Origin of the sequence: Paenibacillus sp. FSL R5-0713 (assembly GCF_037973325.1) — a bacterium.
In the GTDB taxonomy this organism is placed as follows: domain Bacteria; phylum Bacillota; class Bacilli; order Paenibacillales; family Paenibacillaceae; genus Paenibacillus.
The window spans coordinates 5,407,438-5,424,887 of the sequence record NZ_CP150229.1 but is presented as its reverse complement, the minus strand read 5'-3'; the positions used below and the strand labels follow the sequence as shown (position 1 = coordinate 5,424,887).

The following is a 17,450-nucleotide window of genomic DNA, read 5'->3' as shown; positions in this document are numbered from 1 at the left end:
TTCCCCCATCAATGAAATGTATAATAGAACGCCATATCTTATGGATAACAATAGTTCATACATTGACAATGAAATAGATCCAATTTAGATTCACTTTAGTAGGCCAATTGGTCAGGATACATAATGAAGACGAATGAAGAGAGGTGCATGATGGAATTGTGGCTGCCGATGGATACCTATGAACTTCAGCATCGATACAAGTATGAGGCATTGTACCATGCGTTACGTGATGCCATTCATGCAGGCACATTGGTGGGAGGCACAAGACTTCCTTCCACCCGTGAGTTGGCAAGGCAATATGAGATGTCACGTGGTTCGGTAGCTCAGGTATACGACATGCTGCTTGCGGATGGTTATGTCCATGCGCATCGGGGAAGAGGTACCTTTGTAACCGAAACATTATCCGCCCAGGAAAATGAGAAACAGGAAGCCGTTCTCAGTCTGTCTCCCTGGGGCGAGCGGGTACAGAGGTTGAATACGCAACATGAGGTCCTGCGGACCACAATGTCTTCACCGAAGCCGTCCGTCATTGATTTTCAAATGCAGCGCATGCCTGCCGAACATTTCCCGCTAGGGGAATGGAAGAGTGCGCTCGCTGCTGTTCATCGCAGTGGTTGGCGAGAATCGAGCGGTGCAGCTGGTGATCCGGAACTGCGTGAGGCCATCGCCTCCCATCTCAGATGGACTCGTGGCATCCAGGCTGAAGCATCTCAGATTGTATTGTTCAGTGGGTCAATGCAAGGCATAACCTTACTGTCTCAACTGCTGATTACGGAGAATGCAGCAGTTGTATTGGAGAATCCGGGTTATCCGGGTATCGCCCATGCCGTCAAGTCCTGTGGTGGGTACATCATCCCGGCAGATGTGGATGCTGCAGGCATTATTCCGCAGCCTTGGGAGGCACAGACGTTATTCGTCACCCCTACCCGTCAGTTTCCAACAGGTGCCGTGCTGGGGTTGGACAGAAGACGTGCCTTGCTTGCGTGGGCCTCGAAGCGGAATGCGGTCATTATTGAAGATGATTATGACAGTGAATTCCGATGGGGTGGAAGACCAATTGAACCCCTCAAAGTGCTTGATCGTGAACAGCGTGTCATCTATGTCGGTTCATTCTCACAAACGATGGTTGCTTCGTTCCGACTTGGCTATGCCGTATTGCCACCTGGTCTGGTGGAACCTCTCCTTGCTGCCAAGGCCCTGTATGAGCCGGTACCTCCCGCGCTGTTGGAGCAGCGCGCACTGGCCAAATTTATGACCAGAGGGGGTTACCTGAGGCACTTACGGCGGTTAACCCGGTTATACGGGGAACGGCATGATTTTTTTGTCCGAGAGATGGAGCTACAGTTGCCGGAAGCATTCAAGATGCAGCTTGGTGATGCAGGACTGCATATCTACGCTACCTGGAATGGCGATGCAGACAGTTATCAGCGGTTTAAAAAGTTCGCTCGGGAGGATGGCATACTGTTTCGGGATGCAGAGCGATATCGGCTGACTTCAGGTCATCCGGCGGCCTGCTTTGCTTTTGCACATCTGGAGAAAGAAGAGATGACAGAGGGAATCCGGCGAATGCGGATAGCCTGGGAGAAGTGCACATTTTCGTTTCGGTGAATTCCGCTGTATAATAGGATAAGACATTTCGCTCCTGTAAGAGCAGAGATCATATATGAGCAAGTTGTATGGAATGATGCTAGATGCTGAAATACATATGGCCTTGATTGAAGATGTGAGATTCAGATCAGAATGATGCCATATGCAGAGAGATTAACTATCAAGGGGGAGTGGCGACATGCTGCAGGCATCGCCGTCATCATTTGTTATTTTGCCCGCTGTCGCCAAAATTGTCTGTGAACCGGGCTGGAAGTGGCAGAAGCGGGAAAAACCGATGCAAAACTATGATTTATTTTATGTATGGAGTGGTGAAGGAACGCTTGTACTGAATGACCAGTCGTATGAAGTTGGCAAGGGGAGTTGTTTTTTATTCAGGCCAGGAGATCATCCTACTGCAACACATAATAAACAAAAACCGTTGGTACTTACGTATATTCACTTCGATGTGGACGGACCTGTGACTGATGTGCCTCAGTCCTATCGTGAGGTACAGGAAACGGTGGAATTTGAGCACTTGCTGGCACGTTATGTAAGACTGTTCTTATCGGATGTGTACGGACGTGATGAAGAGAGTCGATTGATTCTGAAGCAGTTGATGATTCATTTGCTGCGCGCCGATACGGAAGAACCTGTGGAGAAAAAGGTAAGCAACCAGTTGTCCGATGTTATCCAGGAGGTCGCCAATTATGTGCGTCAGCATCCAGGGATTACACATCGGGTGGAAGATCTGGCTGCCCGAGCGGGCTTATCGCCCCGGTACTTCTCGATCAAGTTCAAGGAACTGGTCGGATCATCGGTGCAATCTTATATTATCCGCATGCGTATTGAACGGGCGGAACATCTGCTGGTGCATACCGGCATGAATGTGACCGAAGTGGCAGATGCTCTGGGATACCGGGATATTTTCTTCTTCAGTCGTCAGTTCAAGCAGTATACAGGCAAAAGCCCGTCCGAGATTCGTTAAAATTCGGATGGGAAGAACATGACAACGTTTCAAGTCTGGAACGCAAGGGTAAATATCTAGCATTCCAGATGACCAAAAGGGGGAACTTGTGATGAACGGAAAACGTCGGGTCCGCAACCGGGGATGCTCTACGAAGGGATGCAATATTTTCCGGAACCGTCTGCGTCGTGTCAAACCGGCAGAAGACTTGCAAGATGTGTGGTTTTGAGGAGAACTCAGCAGACCAATAATGACGGAGCGAAGCTTCGTATTGCATGTATACATGGATCGATATGAAGACATAAAGAGGATGGCGCAATACCTGGTTACAGGTGCTGCGCCATCCTCTTTATTTGCGTATGGACCATTAATTCTTCGGTTTCAAACGTCCAAGCAATGCGCCCATTTTGACCGAATCGCCTGGCTGTAGGCCTGGTTTTGGTTCAAATGTACCACTCTGCGTGAGCAGAACAACAGTGGAACCGAATTCAAAATAGGCCAGATCATCGCCTTGTGCCCAGGTACTTGTGTCCGCGTTAGCATACTGTATGCTACTCACGTTCATTGCACCCACTTTGACAACCGCCACTTCACCGTAATCGTGTGCGATATACGTAATGAGCCGCTCGTTTCGACTAAGCACGGATTTCATATGGGTCAGCCCAAAGTCATTCACGGGATAAACTTTGCCCTTGATGTGTTCGCTCTCTATTTTGCGGCCGCTGACAGGTGCATGAATGCGGTGATAGTCGCGAGGGCTGAGATAGAGAACGAATCCGTATCCGTGCTTGTACTTCTCCAAATGGGGAGAATGGTTTAATAATTCAGCAAGTGTATAATTTTGTCCCTTAACATTCAGGAGTGTCCCTGCAGATATTGGACCGGCTGCCGTAATCTTGGCATCTACCGGGCTGATCAGTGCATGCTCTGAAAGTTCCAACGGGCGCATGCCCGGCTTTAACTTGCGGGTAAAGAAATCGTTCAGTGAACGGTATTCCTTCCAATCTTTCTCGGCCTCCTGAACAGGGATGTCGTAGGTCCGGACAAAATAAGGGATAAATGCCTTACTTCCCCGGCTTTTGGAGAAGGCTCCCACAGTCCGGGAGATCCATTTGCGCGAAGAAAGCTCGGTCATTAATCGCAACAGCGTTTTTGCCATGAATATCCCCCTTAGGGTTAATGCGAACTTCAAGGCCGGCAAGACCGGCCGTTCTGCATAATATTGACACAGAATGCACACGAAATCAATATGATCTCCTATCGTATGTCTGCGGTTGTCTTGGAATTCTCGAATTCTGTTCCAGCAGCAGACGACCATAAGCCATGGGATTGCTGTACGTTGTCTTCCATTGTTCCGACATTCCCGCCTTGCGAAATCCATAACGCTGGTCGCGTCCATTACATTCAATAAAATAGATCTGGCCATTGCGCGTTATCCCGAGATCAAGGCCCAGATCAGCCAGATGTGGAAGACTGGCCGCTAATATACGGGCAATTCGGAGTGCAACGAATTCAATTCTGTGCTCCAGTCGGGCTAGATCGAATTCGGATTCCACTGCCCCACCAAGAGCCTCTGCAAGTTTCATGACTTTACCGCCTTGGGCGATGTTGGTGACAAACGTATGCGCAGGAGCCGCTTTGGCAAACATGCCGGTAATTCCCCACAAGCCATCACCGCCACGCTGTACGGATACCCTCAGATCGACCGGTCTGCCCTCATAACGCACCAGAGGGATACGCTGTTCAATGAGGTAGGCATGACGAAAGATCCGCCTTAGGGTGGAGGAAGGAAGCTGTCCTTTGCTCAATCGGAAGGTTGCCCATCCTCTACGTGCAGCCTTCGTCTCACAGGTTAGTTTCCACTGTCCATCTCGTTCAAAGACACGCATAATACCATGACCGATGCTACCGCTGCATGGTTTGATGACCAGGTCATCATAATGTTCCATCATATAGGCCAGAGATTCTGGCGTAGCTTTAACGGCATGGGGCAGGTGTTCTCTTAAGATGAGATCCTGATGAAGCATGTCATGAATATGATCTTTACGGTACCGGTTGCGAACGTTGAATACCTGAATGCCCTGCAACATCAGCTTGCTGATCTGATGCTGTTCTGTCCGTCGAAGCTGAAGTGAACGGTTATGAATGACGGAGGGCAATAACATGCGCTCGCGAACATATCTGCCTTCTTTTTTTACATAGGCTAAACATGTTTTTTGATCCGAATCAATATCTTCCAGCCGCAAAAAGCAGGGGGTTAATCCATAACTGGCCGCTGCCTGTTCATAATTCGCGAGTGATTCCTGACCGGTCCTTCCGGCCGGTATCCCCCGGTACATGCGTGAATCGAACATAATACCGATCGTTTCTTGGAGCATGACCGTTCCTCCTTCGATGTTATCGCGACCATGGATCGTCCATTCATGGAATGCCGGCCTGTCACCGCATGGCTCAGACATCGCGATAACGCAGACCGGTGTGTAAGTGCATCGCTATGCACGAGCGTTAGCTTAGGTCATGACTGAAAACTCCGAAGGAAGCAGGTTTGGCCGAATTTTCGTTCCAAGCAAGGGAAAGTGCCGCAGCACGGGGAGAAAAGACGGTGAACGATGTAATTCAGGAGTTCTCAGACACGACATAGACATAATATTCTATGACATGATTGGGACGGGGGCGTGGACAGCCGCCTTTCCTCTACCATCCTGACACGCCTATTTCCACGAAGTTCATCGAACCTTCCTGTCTTGATGCCTATACATTGGTGCTCTGGCATTCGCAAAAGTCATAAATGAAGTGGCAGATGCCCATATGGAAGCATATGATGCCGGAGATGAACGTTTGAGGAAGGAGCAAGCTGCATGAGTAAAAATGGCAAAAAGAAGGTTCCGACGCCGAAACTGCGGCATGTGAGCCCAAAATTCAAGGAATTGGAACTGACGGATCGCAGGGCAGATAAGATGAATTCAGGTTTCACTGTGAATAGGGAAGAGCGATTGAGTACGAATAAAAGGGATTCGAGAGCTGTTCAGGCTTCGGAAGAATTCCTGCTAGAATCAACAGAACTACCTGCAACAATGAACGAGTTGGTGGAGCTAGAGGCCGAAGCCGAAATCAAGACGGACCACGTAGCGTCTGATAGCAAGGAAGTTGAGACGCAAGATGACTCCGAAAAGCAGCTTCAGGTTAGCAGCGTGGCTCCGCCCGCTCTGGTAGAAGAGCAGGACATTAACAAGCAGGACATCAATAAACAAGAGATCACAAACAGGGATCGGCTGCAGATCCTGAACCAGAACCAGATGCCGGGTCATACCGGACATTACATCTACACGGATGATTTGAGTGAATTTGCTGTTACGGAGAGCAAACTGGCTCCTTTCTCTGTGGATGCCTCCAAGCTGAAACCGGATGCGGTTGGCAGTGAAGCATTGCAGGATTATGCAGTGACCAGCATTCATATTGCAGACGGGGCCATTGTTTCCGCGAAACTTGCAGAAGCGTCGGTATCTGAGGAGCACTTGATTGACGGTTCTGTATCTGGTCACAAAATACGAAATGCTTCTATTGCCGGCGAGAAAATCAGAGATGGCAGTATAACTTCTCAGAAGCTTGGCAATCAGGTCATCGATTCGACCAAAATTGCCGATGGTTCGATCGGCACAAGACATCTCAGCCGCATGCTGGTAACGGAAGAGTTAATCAAGAATCATGCCGTAACTGGAGACAAGATCGCGATTAGCGGCGTGGATACAAGGCACCTCACCGGAGGAGCAGTGCATACTTCCAAACTGGCTGATGATGCGGTGACTACATCCAAAATCCGTGAAGCTGCTGTCACAGGCAGCAAAATTGAAGAACTATCCATCGAGTCTCACCATATTCAGGCAGGTGCTGTTAAACAGACTCATCTGGCAGAAGGGGCTGTCGGCCGTTCACACCTATCGAGTGGCAGTATTGGAAGTGACCAGATTGAGGATGGGTCCATACAAACTAGACATTTGGCTGAGGGTTCACTAAGTGGAAGACATCTACTGGACGGTTCAATCGGTTCAAGCCAGATTCGTGCTCATGCCGTTGGCAAGGAACAGATTGGCAATGGAGAAGTGGGCAGTGAGCATTTGACGGAAGGTGCAGTAACCAGCAGCAAGCTGGCAGACCAGTCTGTTGGAACAGCAAAATTGCTGGAGCAATCCATTACGGCTTCCAAGATCGCTGATCAAAGCATCATTTCTTCCAAAATTGCGGATGAAGCCGTACAGGGTAAACATCTTGCCAAAGGTTCCATTCGTGCGGAACACATTGCAAATCGGGGAATTACGCCAGTACATGTGGATAATTCCGCAATTCATTCCATTCATATTGCTAGTGGGAGTATCGAGGCAACTCATCTGTCGACAGGAAGTGTATCCGGAGATGCTCTCGCAGATGGCGTAGTATCTGAGCGGCATCTTGCAGAGACCTCCGTAGGTACGTATGAATTGCAGGATGCTGCTGTTACAGATGTTAAGCTCGCGGATGGAAGTGTGACAACAGAAAAGCTTGGAACGGCATCGGTGAGCAGCAGAGTGCTTGCCCCGGGAAGTGTTAGTTCCTCGCATCTTGCGAACGGTGGAGTCACAGGTACACATCTCGCTCCAGGGAGCGTGGGTTCCGAGGCCCTGAGGCCGTATGCAGTGAAATCAGATCATCTGACAGAACATGCCGTAGGCGCACCTCATCTTCAACCAGGCAGTGTTGAAACAGATGCTATTGCACGGGCAGCGGTCACAACGGAAAAATTGGCTCCTGGCAGTATAACTTCAGCCCAGTTGGCTGGCGGGTCCATTTTTCCACCTCATCTAACCGATCATGCGGTTACCTCACCGAAGCTCTCACCAGAGAGTGTTGCCACAGATAAACTGGCGGATTTTGCAGTTACGTCAGCTAAACTGGCAGACGGAAGCGTGACTTCTTCCAAAATTATGGCAGAAAGTATTAACGCCAAACATATTCCAGCCGGAACGATTCGCGGATATCACCTGAAGCAGCATGCCGTTTCCCTGGAACATTTGTCGGAGGAAATACGCACACCGGAATTATTTGCTGATGGAAGTATTACGGGAAACAAACTTCGGCACGGGTCCGTAAGTGCGGACCATTTGGCAGCAGACTCGGTATCCGGGACAGAACTGCAACAGGGTGCTGTAGGTAGCGAGCACTTGCAGCCATCTGTAGTACAATCCGTGCATTTGGCTGAAGGCAGCGTGAAAGCTGAACATTTGGGAACTCAAGTAATAAGCTCACAGCATCTGAAGGCAGACATCATTCATGCGGAGCATATTGCTGAACAGGTGGTCACATCACATCACTTGGCACCTGGATCTGTCGAAACAGACCATCTGGCCCCTTTATCCATTACAGCGGCTCATCTTCAGCCAGGTTTGATCAGTGGTTTGCATCTCCAGGCAGAGTCGACAAGTGCTGTTCATCTGCAGCAAGGAGCTGTACATTCCCGTCATATTCAGGATGGTGAAATTCTTCCTCATCATATCCATGAACGCAGCATCGGAACGTCTCATCTGGAAGAAGAAGCGGTAAGTACGATTATTTTGCAGGATGAATCCGTAACACGCTCTAAACTAGCAAGCGGTAGTGTTGATGGCAGCAAATTAGCTGCAGGGGCAGTATCAGCTACTCACATTGCCAACGAAAGTGTGCAAACGCGTCATATCCAGGAAGGAGCAATCCTGGCTGATCATATTCAAGAATGCAGTATTGGCTCAATTCATCTGGATGAGGAGTCCGTGAGTGAGTTTCATCTGCAAAATGGATCTGTTACGAGTGCCAAACTGGCGGACGGCAGTATAAATGGCAGCAAGTTACTCGAAGGTACGGTGTCGGGGATGCATATTGCATCCGAAAGCGTGCAATCCGAGCATATACAGGCAGACGCCATTCATGCTGGACACATTCAGGAACGAAGCATCGGCACAATCCATCTGGAAGAGGAAGCAGTAAGTGCCGTTCATCTGCAAAATGGGTCCGTCGTCAGTGCCAAACTGGCCGACAGCAGTGTAACCGGCAGCAAATTGCTCAAAGATGCAGTGTCGGGAATCCATATCGCATCCGAAAGTGTGCAATCCCGCCATATTCAGGAAGGAGCAATCCTGGCTGACCATATTCAGGAGCACAGCATCGGCATGTATCACTTGGAAGAGGAAGCGGTAAGTGCCATTCATCTGCAAAATGGGTCTGTCACAAGTACCAAGTTGGCCGACGGCAGTGTAACGGGCAGCAAGCTGCTTGAAGGATCGGTATCGGATATCCACATGGCAGATGATAGTGTGCAATCCCGTCAGATTCAAGCAGGAGCCATTCATGCTGATCATATTCAAGAGCGGAGCATCGGCACGGCACATTTGGAAGAGGAAGCGGTAAGTGCTATTCATTTGCAAAATGGATCTGTCACGAGTGCCAAACTGGCGGATAACAGTATAACGGGCAGCAAGTTGCTCGAAGGCACGGTATCGGGGATTCATATCGCATTGGACAGTGTACAGTCCGGGCATATTCAGGCAGGAGCCATTCATGCTGATCATATTCAGGAGCGAAGCATCGGCACAACCCATCTGGAAGAGGAAGCAGTAAGTGCCGTTCATCTGCAAAATGGGTCGGTCACAAGTGCCAAATTGGCTGACGGCAGCATAACCGGCAGCAAATTGCTCGAAGATGCTGTATGCGGGAGCCATATCGCATCCGAAAGTGTGCAAACTCGCCATATCCAGGCAGGAGCAATCCTTGCTGATCATATTCAGGAGCATAGCATCGGTACGTCCCATATAGAGGAAGAAGCAATAAGTGCGGTTCATCTGCAAGATGGGTCCATTACGGGTGCCAAACTGACCGATGGCAGTGTATGCAGCAGCAAATTGCTTGAAGATGCGGTGTCGGATGTCCACATTGCAAATGGAAGTATACAATCCCGTCATATCCAGGAGAGAGCCATACATGCTGACCATATTCAGGAGCGCAGCATTGGGATCTCTCACCTCAAAGCGGAATCGGTAAGTGCGATTCACCTGCACAATGGTTCCATAACAAGTGCCAAAATGGCGGACGGCAGTGTTAACGGTAATAAATTGCTTGAAGGTGCTGTATCGGCTATCCACTTGGCAGACAACAGTGTGCAATCTCGGCATATTCAGGATGGATCGATCCTTGCTGAACATATTCAAGAACACAGTATTCGCACAACCCATCTGGAAGAAGAAGCGGTAAGCGGTGTTCATCTGCAAAATGGGTCCGTCACTAGTGCCAAATTGGCCGATGGCAGCGTGAACGGCAGCAAACTGAGTGATCATAGTATTACTTCCAATCACTTAAATGCAGGGATTGTAGGTCCGGCGCATTTGAGCGAAGAGATATGGAATGCGATTCGTCAGTTCAGTGGAGAAACGCTGGAGCAACTGGCAGCGATCCGAAGACAAGAGGGATTAATTCAAACGGAGAGCGAAGCAGCAGAGCCTTTACAGCAGACCCTGGTCGAAGGAATACCCGGTCCTGTTCTGGAAGTAACACAAATTCACGAGACATCGAATCAGGAGCCGGAGCAACAACAAGAGTTGCTATCTCCAAGTGATCAGCTTGGCGAACCAGAGGCGGCCTTGTTCACCACAGAACAGGCAGATCAGGCTCAGCAACCGCAGCTTGAACAGTCACAGGAGAACGCTGGAACGACGGAGTTTGTGTTAAGTGAACAATCGGTTACACAGGAGCATCTGTGTAATGATGCCGTAGGCAGCAGCCAGTTGCAATCGGGGGCAGTTCAGGCCAAACATCTGGCCTTCCAACCCGTTCGCAGCGTAAGCAAGCAACCGGTTGTACAACAATTCGGAATGGAAGCTTTTGTCCTGCCAGAGAGTGAAGGAAGCACAGAGGTAACCGTTGTTTTTGAAGAGTCATTTGCTTCAGAACATTATGTGATTGTGGGTATGAGCAATGATCGGGGATTCCAGATTTCCCTGCTCTCGCAAAGTGAGGATGAAGCAGTGCTTGAGGTGTCGCGTACGGCAGATTGCAAGCATACGTACGGGTTATTGTCATGGATTGCTGCGGGACCTTCGCAAGGATAGTGCAGGTTGTTGTATCCTTATTACACGAATGACAAAAGCGGTGTCCAGAGTTGTCCGGGACACCGCTTTTGGTTAGAACTAAGCTTAATCCGTTCGGACGGTGGGGGGTGTCTGAACGTTTGGATACCATTAGGATGATTACATTATAAGTTCAATCACGATAAAGTAAGATTTTACAGGCCCACAGCTTGATACGCTTTGGTAATGGCAGTAGCTTCAGCAGAATTCGCTCCGTACAGATCTTTGGCTGCTTGAATGGTAGCTGTTTTGGCAGCGGCAAATTTGGACGTTGGTGTCAGGTAGTTCACCAGTGTGCTGTAGAAAATCTGGATCGCTTTATCCCGGCCGATTCCGGTAACAGTCACACCATTATGTGTTCCGCCCTGAGCAGCAAGGTAATAGGCTTTGTTGATGATACCACTGTTGATATGGACACCGCCGTTGTCCTGTGTGCCTGTGTAGCGATCGCTGTATTTGTCAGGTTGACCATATAATGTAGGATTGGAGAGGGAGCGCAGTGCATCTCCTGGAATGTTAGGTGTGTAGACATCATCACCGAGCAGCCAGTTTTTGCTTTGAATCGTATTACCGAAAATATCGGCAAAGGCTTCGTTGAGTGCACCTGGTTCATTACGGTACTCCAGATTGGCTGTATATTCAATGACACCATGCGTCAATTCATGACCCACAACATCGAGATCACCAGACAGGGATCGGAACGTCGTTCCATCTCCGTCACCAAAGACAATCTGTGCTCCGTTCCAGAAGGCATTATTGTAGTTGGAGCCGTAGTGTACGGTGGATCTAATCAGCAATCCGTTACCATTAATCCCGTTACGGTTGAATTTGCTTTTGTAGAAATCATACGTAGCAGCTGCATGGGCGTGAGCATCTACACCAGCACGATCGGTCCATACATTATCCGAATCCGTGAGCAAGGTACCAGGAAGCGATGAGCCATTGTTCGCTGTGTACGTTTGGATGCCATTGCCGCGAGTGGTGTCTTTCAGTTGGTAGGTGCTGCCGGATTGGGTGGTTGTCAGTGTTTTGGTATCACCGAGTACGCCTGTACCTGTTCCAGTGGCAAAGTTAATGAGGTCAAACTGGGATACGATACTGCCATCTACTGCATTGATGAAATATTTGGTCCGTAAAGGGGCAGGTTCCAGTACGTTTACTTCCGTAATGTAAACCAGATACGTCTGTCCATCTTCTTCATGATGATAGATGTTCAATTCAGCCTGAGGTGTGATCTCCGCGGCACCAAGCTCTCCAATCCGAGAGGTTGCTTCTTCGGTTGCAATCTGGATTGCGTCTTCTCCGCTGATCTCGGCTACACCATCGTTCGGAATGGCCTGCTCTTCAATCGGTGGAAGATCGCCAAGTGCAGAGCTCACGGCTCCAGTTTTGTCCAGGTGAACCGTCTGTTCTGCACCATATACCGGGATACCTTTAATATACTGTTTCAGGCGGAAGTGCCTCACACCAGATGTATCTGTGTTTCTTTTGATAATTTTGAGCTGGGATTTCACATCGGAATTCAGGAATTGTTCCTGCTGTCCAAGGTAATTGTAGATGGTGTCATCTGTTCCACTGTTCAATGGAATACCCTCCTCGGAGGCATAAGGGGCCTGAAGTGGAATGGATTGATCAGACAATGGAGCTGCAGTAGCAGAGGATACGGAAGCGAGCAAAAGAGCTCCTCCAAGAATTGTTGGCATAACTTTGGCGAATTTCATAGTAAACTCTCCCATTCTTTAGCTTATTTTTTGGTTGGAAAATGATCATGCCAATCTCGGTTGGAATTCCGTCTGCAACTTAGGCAGCGCGGAGTGTGGGGCTGAACCTGAAGCGTGGAATCAGACAAGAAACGATTGGAACAAAATTGGCTTGGGCCTTAGCTCGGGAGGTGTTAAGTACGACACCAAACGAAAGGGTGACCGTTTTATTCAGTTCAGTCCGAAGGTCTAATCGTCTATTGTACTCCACTTTCAGAAAGCCGGGGGTTGTCCAATTGCGCGGGCAGAAGATTCGTTTACGAAAAACTGGGGTGTTCAATCCGGGTTTGCATAAATGACGAAGGCAGTGTGTTCTGAACGGCATCACTCCTCTCAAGAGTAGAATGAATCGGTTTAACAGGTTTTGAGAATGAGATCATCATCTAATCAACCTAAGGTCAATAAATAGATTCAGAAAGACAAATGGGAACTTATGTTCACCATAAGGTTATTTTTGTAAATAAAACTGCTTGGAACGTATATTATCACAGTGTAAAACTTTGGAAAAGATGCAAATTTAGATTTTTTTTAAAATTGTGTCTGAAGTAGGGGAGAGGTAGCGTTTTTCACATATTTTGACGTATTTTGTCTAAAATCAAGGCCTGTACCCTCGTGTTCACAGAGAGAACCTGCTTCGTGCAAGGACATACGCCGTTTCCACTGCTCCACGAATACATAGAATAACGTGTACTCCCTTGGCATGCCGATGATTGAATGCGGGAGGTGAAACTGTTGCGCAAAACCCGTACCACAGCACGTTATGCAGCCCGCTCAAATGAGACACGCAGAAAAACAGTGCTGAAGAAACGAAGAGGGAAGTCTGGACACAAAAAGGGTACAAAGGCCTATACGTTCGTTATTCCATCCAGACAGCTGATGTCAAAGGCTAGGGATGGAGTAGAGAATGGAGCGGAAAATGGCATGAGTGATGCACCTGCCCATGGGGATGGTTCTCAGCGTCCGCTGCTGTCGGTGATTATCCCTGCTATGAATGAGGAGAAAACGATTGGTGCAGTTGTACGTGAAGCGCTGCGGATATGCCGTGATGCTGAGGTGCTTGTCATTGTGAATGGCTCAACAGACGGCACGGCTAACGCAGCCAAACGAGCTGGAGCACGAGTGCTTACGTATGCAGAAGCACTGGGGCATGATGGAGGACGAAAAGTAGGCGCAGAGGCGGCCTGTGGTCAGGTTTTGCTTTTTACTGATGCAGATATCGCCATTCCCGCAGAGCACCTTGCACCTTATGTGAAAGCTGTGCTGAAGGGAACGGATGTGGCACTTAACGACTACCATGGGCCAGTTACTCGTCATCCTGTTCATCCGGTCGTGGAGGCCAAACACATGTTGAACAGCATACTCGCAAGATCCGATCTCCGGGGGGCATCCATGACAGCTATCCCACATGCAATAAGCCGAAAAGGACTTGAGGTCATGGGAATATCCTCACTGGAAGTTCCGCCACTCGCACAAGCCAAGGCTGTGATCGGTGGACTTCGGGTACGCGCTGTTCACCACGTACCTGTGGGTAGAATGAATGCAGTACGAATCAAAAAGCGAAGCGGACCTGATCCGCTAAGTCAAGTGGTGCTGAATGATCATATGGCAGCGATCAAGTGGATTACGGATACGCTCGGCCCCCGCGGAGGGTATACCGATCTGAAACGTGTTCGCAACCTGGCGAGGTAAGCATGTCGCATCGGATGATGCAACATGCTGGAGGTGAGGAAATGAAGGGACGATCAGGGATTGCCCGCCGCAGGCGGACAACAAATAGACGAACGAGAGCAGCAAGAATAGGAATTAACAGGCGTCGTGGGAACAAGAAGCATGTGGAGCTTCAAAAAACAAGAAAAAGCCGATCAACGTCTGGCCAAGTGGATCTGCACTTGATGTGGGAAGCGGGGCAAGTTGCAGGAAACGAGGCGAAGGCGAACAATACAGCATCAGACAAACACGCACGTCTCGTATGGAATGCACACGCGGCGAACGTTACGGAACTAAGCAACTTCGATCTAGCCCTGAAGGCAGGTAAGGCATTTATGCAGGGTTATGCTCATGCCTCGGGACATTCATTGCAGATCGTGCCAGTTCCCCTTCGTCATTCGGCTGCTGCCGTTGTCTGTGCCTGTAATGAGGAACACACACTGGGGCAGGTGTTATTGCAATTAAAGCGATTGCCTCTGACGGATATCATTGTCGTACTGAATGGAACGACAGATGACAGTTTGAAACAGGTACTAAAGCAACCTGGTCTTACAGTAGTCTATGAACCGGATCGGGCAGGACATGATGTCGGGCGGGCTCTTGGAGCCAAGATGACGGATGCGGAGTCGGTACTCTTTGTGGATGGAGATATGGTCGTCCCGGCTGAACAGCTTGCACCCTTTCTGTTCGCCGTTGATCGGGGACAGGATGTGGCGTTGAATAATCTGACGTCTTTGCTTCCTGCGTTTGCCGGGCAGGATGAGGTAAGCAGGATCAAAGCATATCTGAACCGAATATTAGGCCGGGCAGATCTCGGTTCCAACTCCATGACAGCCGTGCCTCATGCATTATCTCGTCGTATGATTCAGACGGTGAAGCCAGCATCACTGGCCGTTCCACCTAAAGCACAAAGTCTAGCTATTCAGCATGGAATGAACGTCTCCGCACCAAGTCAGGTGGATGTTATTCGTTCCAATCGGTTGCGTCCTGGTAACACGGGAAGTGGGAATGATGTCGCCAGATTGATCATCGGAGATCATCTGGAGGCACTGGCTACATTACTGGGTACAGGTTGGAATTCAGCTCAGGCTCACACCCTCTCCCGTGCAGAAGTGGCTTACAGGAGGAACGCCAGATGACACTGACGAGTATCATTATTCCAACGTACAACGGTCTGGATCTGATCAGGCCCTGCATTGATGCCATACGTCAATACTCAGGCGATCCTGCGTCGTATGAAATTATCGTTGTAGATAACGGCTCGACGGATGGAACGGCTGAATATTGCGCGCTAGAGCGAATTCGATTTGTAAGGTTTCCGGACAATCGGGGATTTCCGGCCGCGTGTAACGCTGGACTTCGAGCAGCTTGCGGTGATGAACTGCTGCTGTTGAACAATGATGTTACGGTCACGCCCCGTTGGCTGGAGAATCTGCGAATGGCTCTGTACAGTGACGCAAGTATTGGGATCACGGGTCCTGTTACGAACTATGCAAGCGGCATCCAGCAGATTGAACTGACGTTCCGTGACATGGAACATTTTCAGGAGTTGGCCAATTCCAATAATATTGCGGATTCTTCAAGGTGGAGGGAAGTTCGCCGAATCGTCGGTCTGTGCATGCTGATGAAACGAAATGTCGTGGAATCGGTTGGACTGCTTGACGAGGCCTATTCTCCGGGACACTATGAAGATGATGATTATTGTTATAGAGCAAGATTGCAGGGTTATCGCTTGCTGGTATGTGGAGATGTTCTTGTGCATCATCAGGGAAGTGCCAGCTTCCAGAAGACAGATCCGATAGCATGGAAACAACTGCTTGAGCGTAATCGTTCGATTTTTATGAACAAATGGCATGTCGATCCGCTTGAATATATGGACATATCCGATGAAGGAGGGAACGTGGAATGAAAGGTGTAATTCTTGCCGGCGGAACAGGAACTAGACTGTATCCGCTGACCCGGCTCATTAACAAACATCTGCTTCCAGTCGGAAAACATCCGATGATTATGTACGGCATTGACAGGCTCCGCCAGGCAGGTGTTGATGAAATATTGATTGTGATTAACAAACATTCCGCCGGGCTATATACAGAGTATCTTGGTGGCGGAGCGGATCATGGGGTCAAGTTGACTTATCGTATTCAGGAAAAGGCAGGCGGGATCGCGGAAGCATTGGATCTGGCGACATCCTTTATTCTTCCTGGCGAAAAATTCGTTGTGCTTCTCGGCGATAATCTCTTCAGTGATGATCTGAAGCCTTATGTGGACCGCTACATTCAGCAACCTGCGGGTACAGCACGAGTCCTGCTCAAAGAGGTGGATGATGCACGACGTTACGGGGTGCCTGTCTTTGATCCACAGCATCCGCAGCGAATCTCGTATATTGAGGAGAAGCCAAGCCAGCCGAAAACCTCTTATTGTGTGACAGGAATATACATGTATGATGATCATGTTTTTGACCTGATTCGCAATATCTCGCCGTCTGCGCGCGGAGAACTCGAAATTACGGATGTGAATAATCACTACGCGTCTGCTGGCGGACTGGAATACGACATTTTGCAGAAATACTGGAGTGATGCAGGTACATTTGATTCGCTCCAGGAAGCAGCCGTTCGCATGAAAGGACAATTGCCCTAAAATGAATGCGCCTGATGCTGCCGCTGTGCGGTGCCCCATGGGAGCAGAACACCCTGCGCCGGAGCTGGAAGGATGCTCCGGCGCTTTGCGCAGCGACCATCCTCGTGCATGCCAAAGGAGGGAATGGCGTGAGAGTAGTGACACGCACCGGGCCTGCTGAGGTCACTGTGTCAGGTAAGCCCCGGGGCATCCACCCGGCTGTATTAATGGGCAGTGGCACTCCGATAGCAGCAGGTACCGGGCCTGCTGGAGTCAAAGGTGTGAAGTCAGGGAAACGCAGTACCCTGACGAAAGCGGGGACATCTGCCGGCGCAGCGCATAAGGTTCGTGCAGGCAAAGCGAGCAGCCCAGGCACTGTTGTTGGCAGAGCAGGCAAAGCTGGCCCTGCGAGCGCGAGCAAAGCGGCGAGAGCCAGCCGCACCCGCAAAGGCAAAGCCGGCCCGCGCCAGGCCACTGCTGGGCGCAAGCCTGCACCCGCGCGGGGCGGGCGTGCCGCTGCCCGCGCCAAGCAGCGCACGGCGATGCGCCGTGCGCCCATGCCAGCACCGCAAGCCAGCACGCCACAGGCGATGCCTGCCAGCGGTGCTGGCCCCGCCCCGCGCCAAGCGACACATCCGAAGGGTGTCGCTCCCGCTGGGCGGGATGGCGCTGCCGGCGCGCATGCGGGCA

10 protein-coding genes are annotated in these 17,450 nt (G+C 49.9%); 7 read left to right on the top strand and 3 right to left on the bottom strand.

The window, feature by feature from the left end:
• Window positions 1-150: 150 nt before the first annotated feature.
• Together MKZ12_RS24170 and MKZ12_RS24165 are read left to right on the top strand one after the other, a co-directional pair.
• The gene (locus MKZ12_RS24170; RefSeq protein WP_339261510.1) at window positions 151-1,608 is read left to right on the top strand and encodes a PLP-dependent aminotransferase family protein; all 1,458 of its coding nucleotides are present in this window, start codon (window positions 151-153) and stop codon (window positions 1,606-1,608) included.
• Window positions 1,609-1,786: 178 nt separating this feature from the next.
• Window positions 1,787-2,572: an AraC family transcriptional regulator gene (locus MKZ12_RS24165; RefSeq protein ID WP_105601246.1), complete on the top strand. Its 786-nt coding sequence runs from the start codon at window positions 1,787-1,789 to the stop codon at window positions 2,570-2,572.
• 346 nt (window positions 2,573-2,918) lie between these two features.
• On the opposite strand, the gene asd is transcribed toward MKZ12_RS24165, so the two are convergent.
• Both asd and MKZ12_RS24155 read right to left on the bottom strand, forming a co-directional pair.
• Complete coding sequence (asd, locus tag MKZ12_RS24160) at window positions 2,919-3,710, bottom strand: archaetidylserine decarboxylase (RefSeq protein ID WP_339237400.1); 792 nt, start codon at window positions 3,708-3,710, stop codon at window positions 2,919-2,921.
• Window positions 3,711-3,795: 85 nt separating this feature from the next.
• Window positions 3,796-4,929, bottom strand: coding sequence for a YheC/YheD family protein (locus MKZ12_RS24155; RefSeq protein WP_339237397.1), 1,134 nt, complete (start codon window positions 4,927-4,929; stop codon window positions 3,796-3,798).
• A 480-nt stretch (window positions 4,930-5,409) separates the two neighbouring features.
• Between MKZ12_RS24155 and MKZ12_RS24150 the strand changes: the two genes are divergently transcribed.
• Window positions 5,410-10,659, top strand: coding sequence for a WIAG-tail domain (locus MKZ12_RS24150; RefSeq protein ID WP_339257184.1), 5,250 nt, complete (start codon window positions 5,410-5,412; stop codon window positions 10,657-10,659).
• A gap of 173 nt (window positions 10,660-10,832) precedes the next feature.
• Here the strand turns inward: MKZ12_RS24150 and MKZ12_RS24145 are convergent, their stop codons facing one another.
• Window positions 10,833-12,398, bottom strand: coding sequence for a M4 family metallopeptidase (locus tag MKZ12_RS24145; protein ID WP_339257182.1), 1,566 nt, complete (start codon window positions 12,396-12,398; stop codon window positions 10,833-10,835).
• A 771-nt stretch (window positions 12,399-13,169) separates the two neighbouring features.
• On the opposite strand from MKZ12_RS24145, the gene MKZ12_RS24140 reads away from it, so the two are divergent.
• The 4 genes from MKZ12_RS24140 to MKZ12_RS24125 are packed head-to-tail and all read left to right on the top strand — an operon-like array spanning window position 13,170 to window position 16,781.
• Window positions 13,170-14,126, top strand: coding sequence for a glycosyltransferase (locus MKZ12_RS24140; RefSeq protein ID WP_339257181.1), 957 nt, complete (start codon window positions 13,170-13,172; stop codon window positions 14,124-14,126).
• Window positions 14,127-14,167: 41 nt separating this feature from the next.
• A complete protein-coding gene (locus tag MKZ12_RS24135; RefSeq protein ID WP_339257179.1) occupies window positions 14,168-15,283 on the top strand; it encodes a glycosyltransferase family A protein in 1,116 nt (371 codons plus the stop codon).
• Window positions 15,280-16,053 carry a glycosyltransferase family 2 protein gene (locus MKZ12_RS24130; RefSeq protein WP_339257177.1) on the top strand — a complete coding sequence of 258 codons (774 nt, stop codon included), beginning with the start codon at window positions 15,280-15,282 and terminating at the stop codon, window positions 16,051-16,053. The genes MKZ12_RS24135 and MKZ12_RS24130 overlap by 4 nt, the downstream gene beginning before the upstream one ends.
• Window positions 16,050-16,781 carry a sugar phosphate nucleotidyltransferase gene (locus MKZ12_RS24125; protein WP_339257175.1) on the top strand — a complete coding sequence of 244 codons (732 nt, stop codon included), beginning with the start codon at window positions 16,050-16,052 and terminating at the stop codon, window positions 16,779-16,781. The genes MKZ12_RS24130 and MKZ12_RS24125 overlap by 4 nt, the downstream gene beginning before the upstream one ends.
• Window positions 16,782-17,450 lie beyond the last annotated feature (669 nt).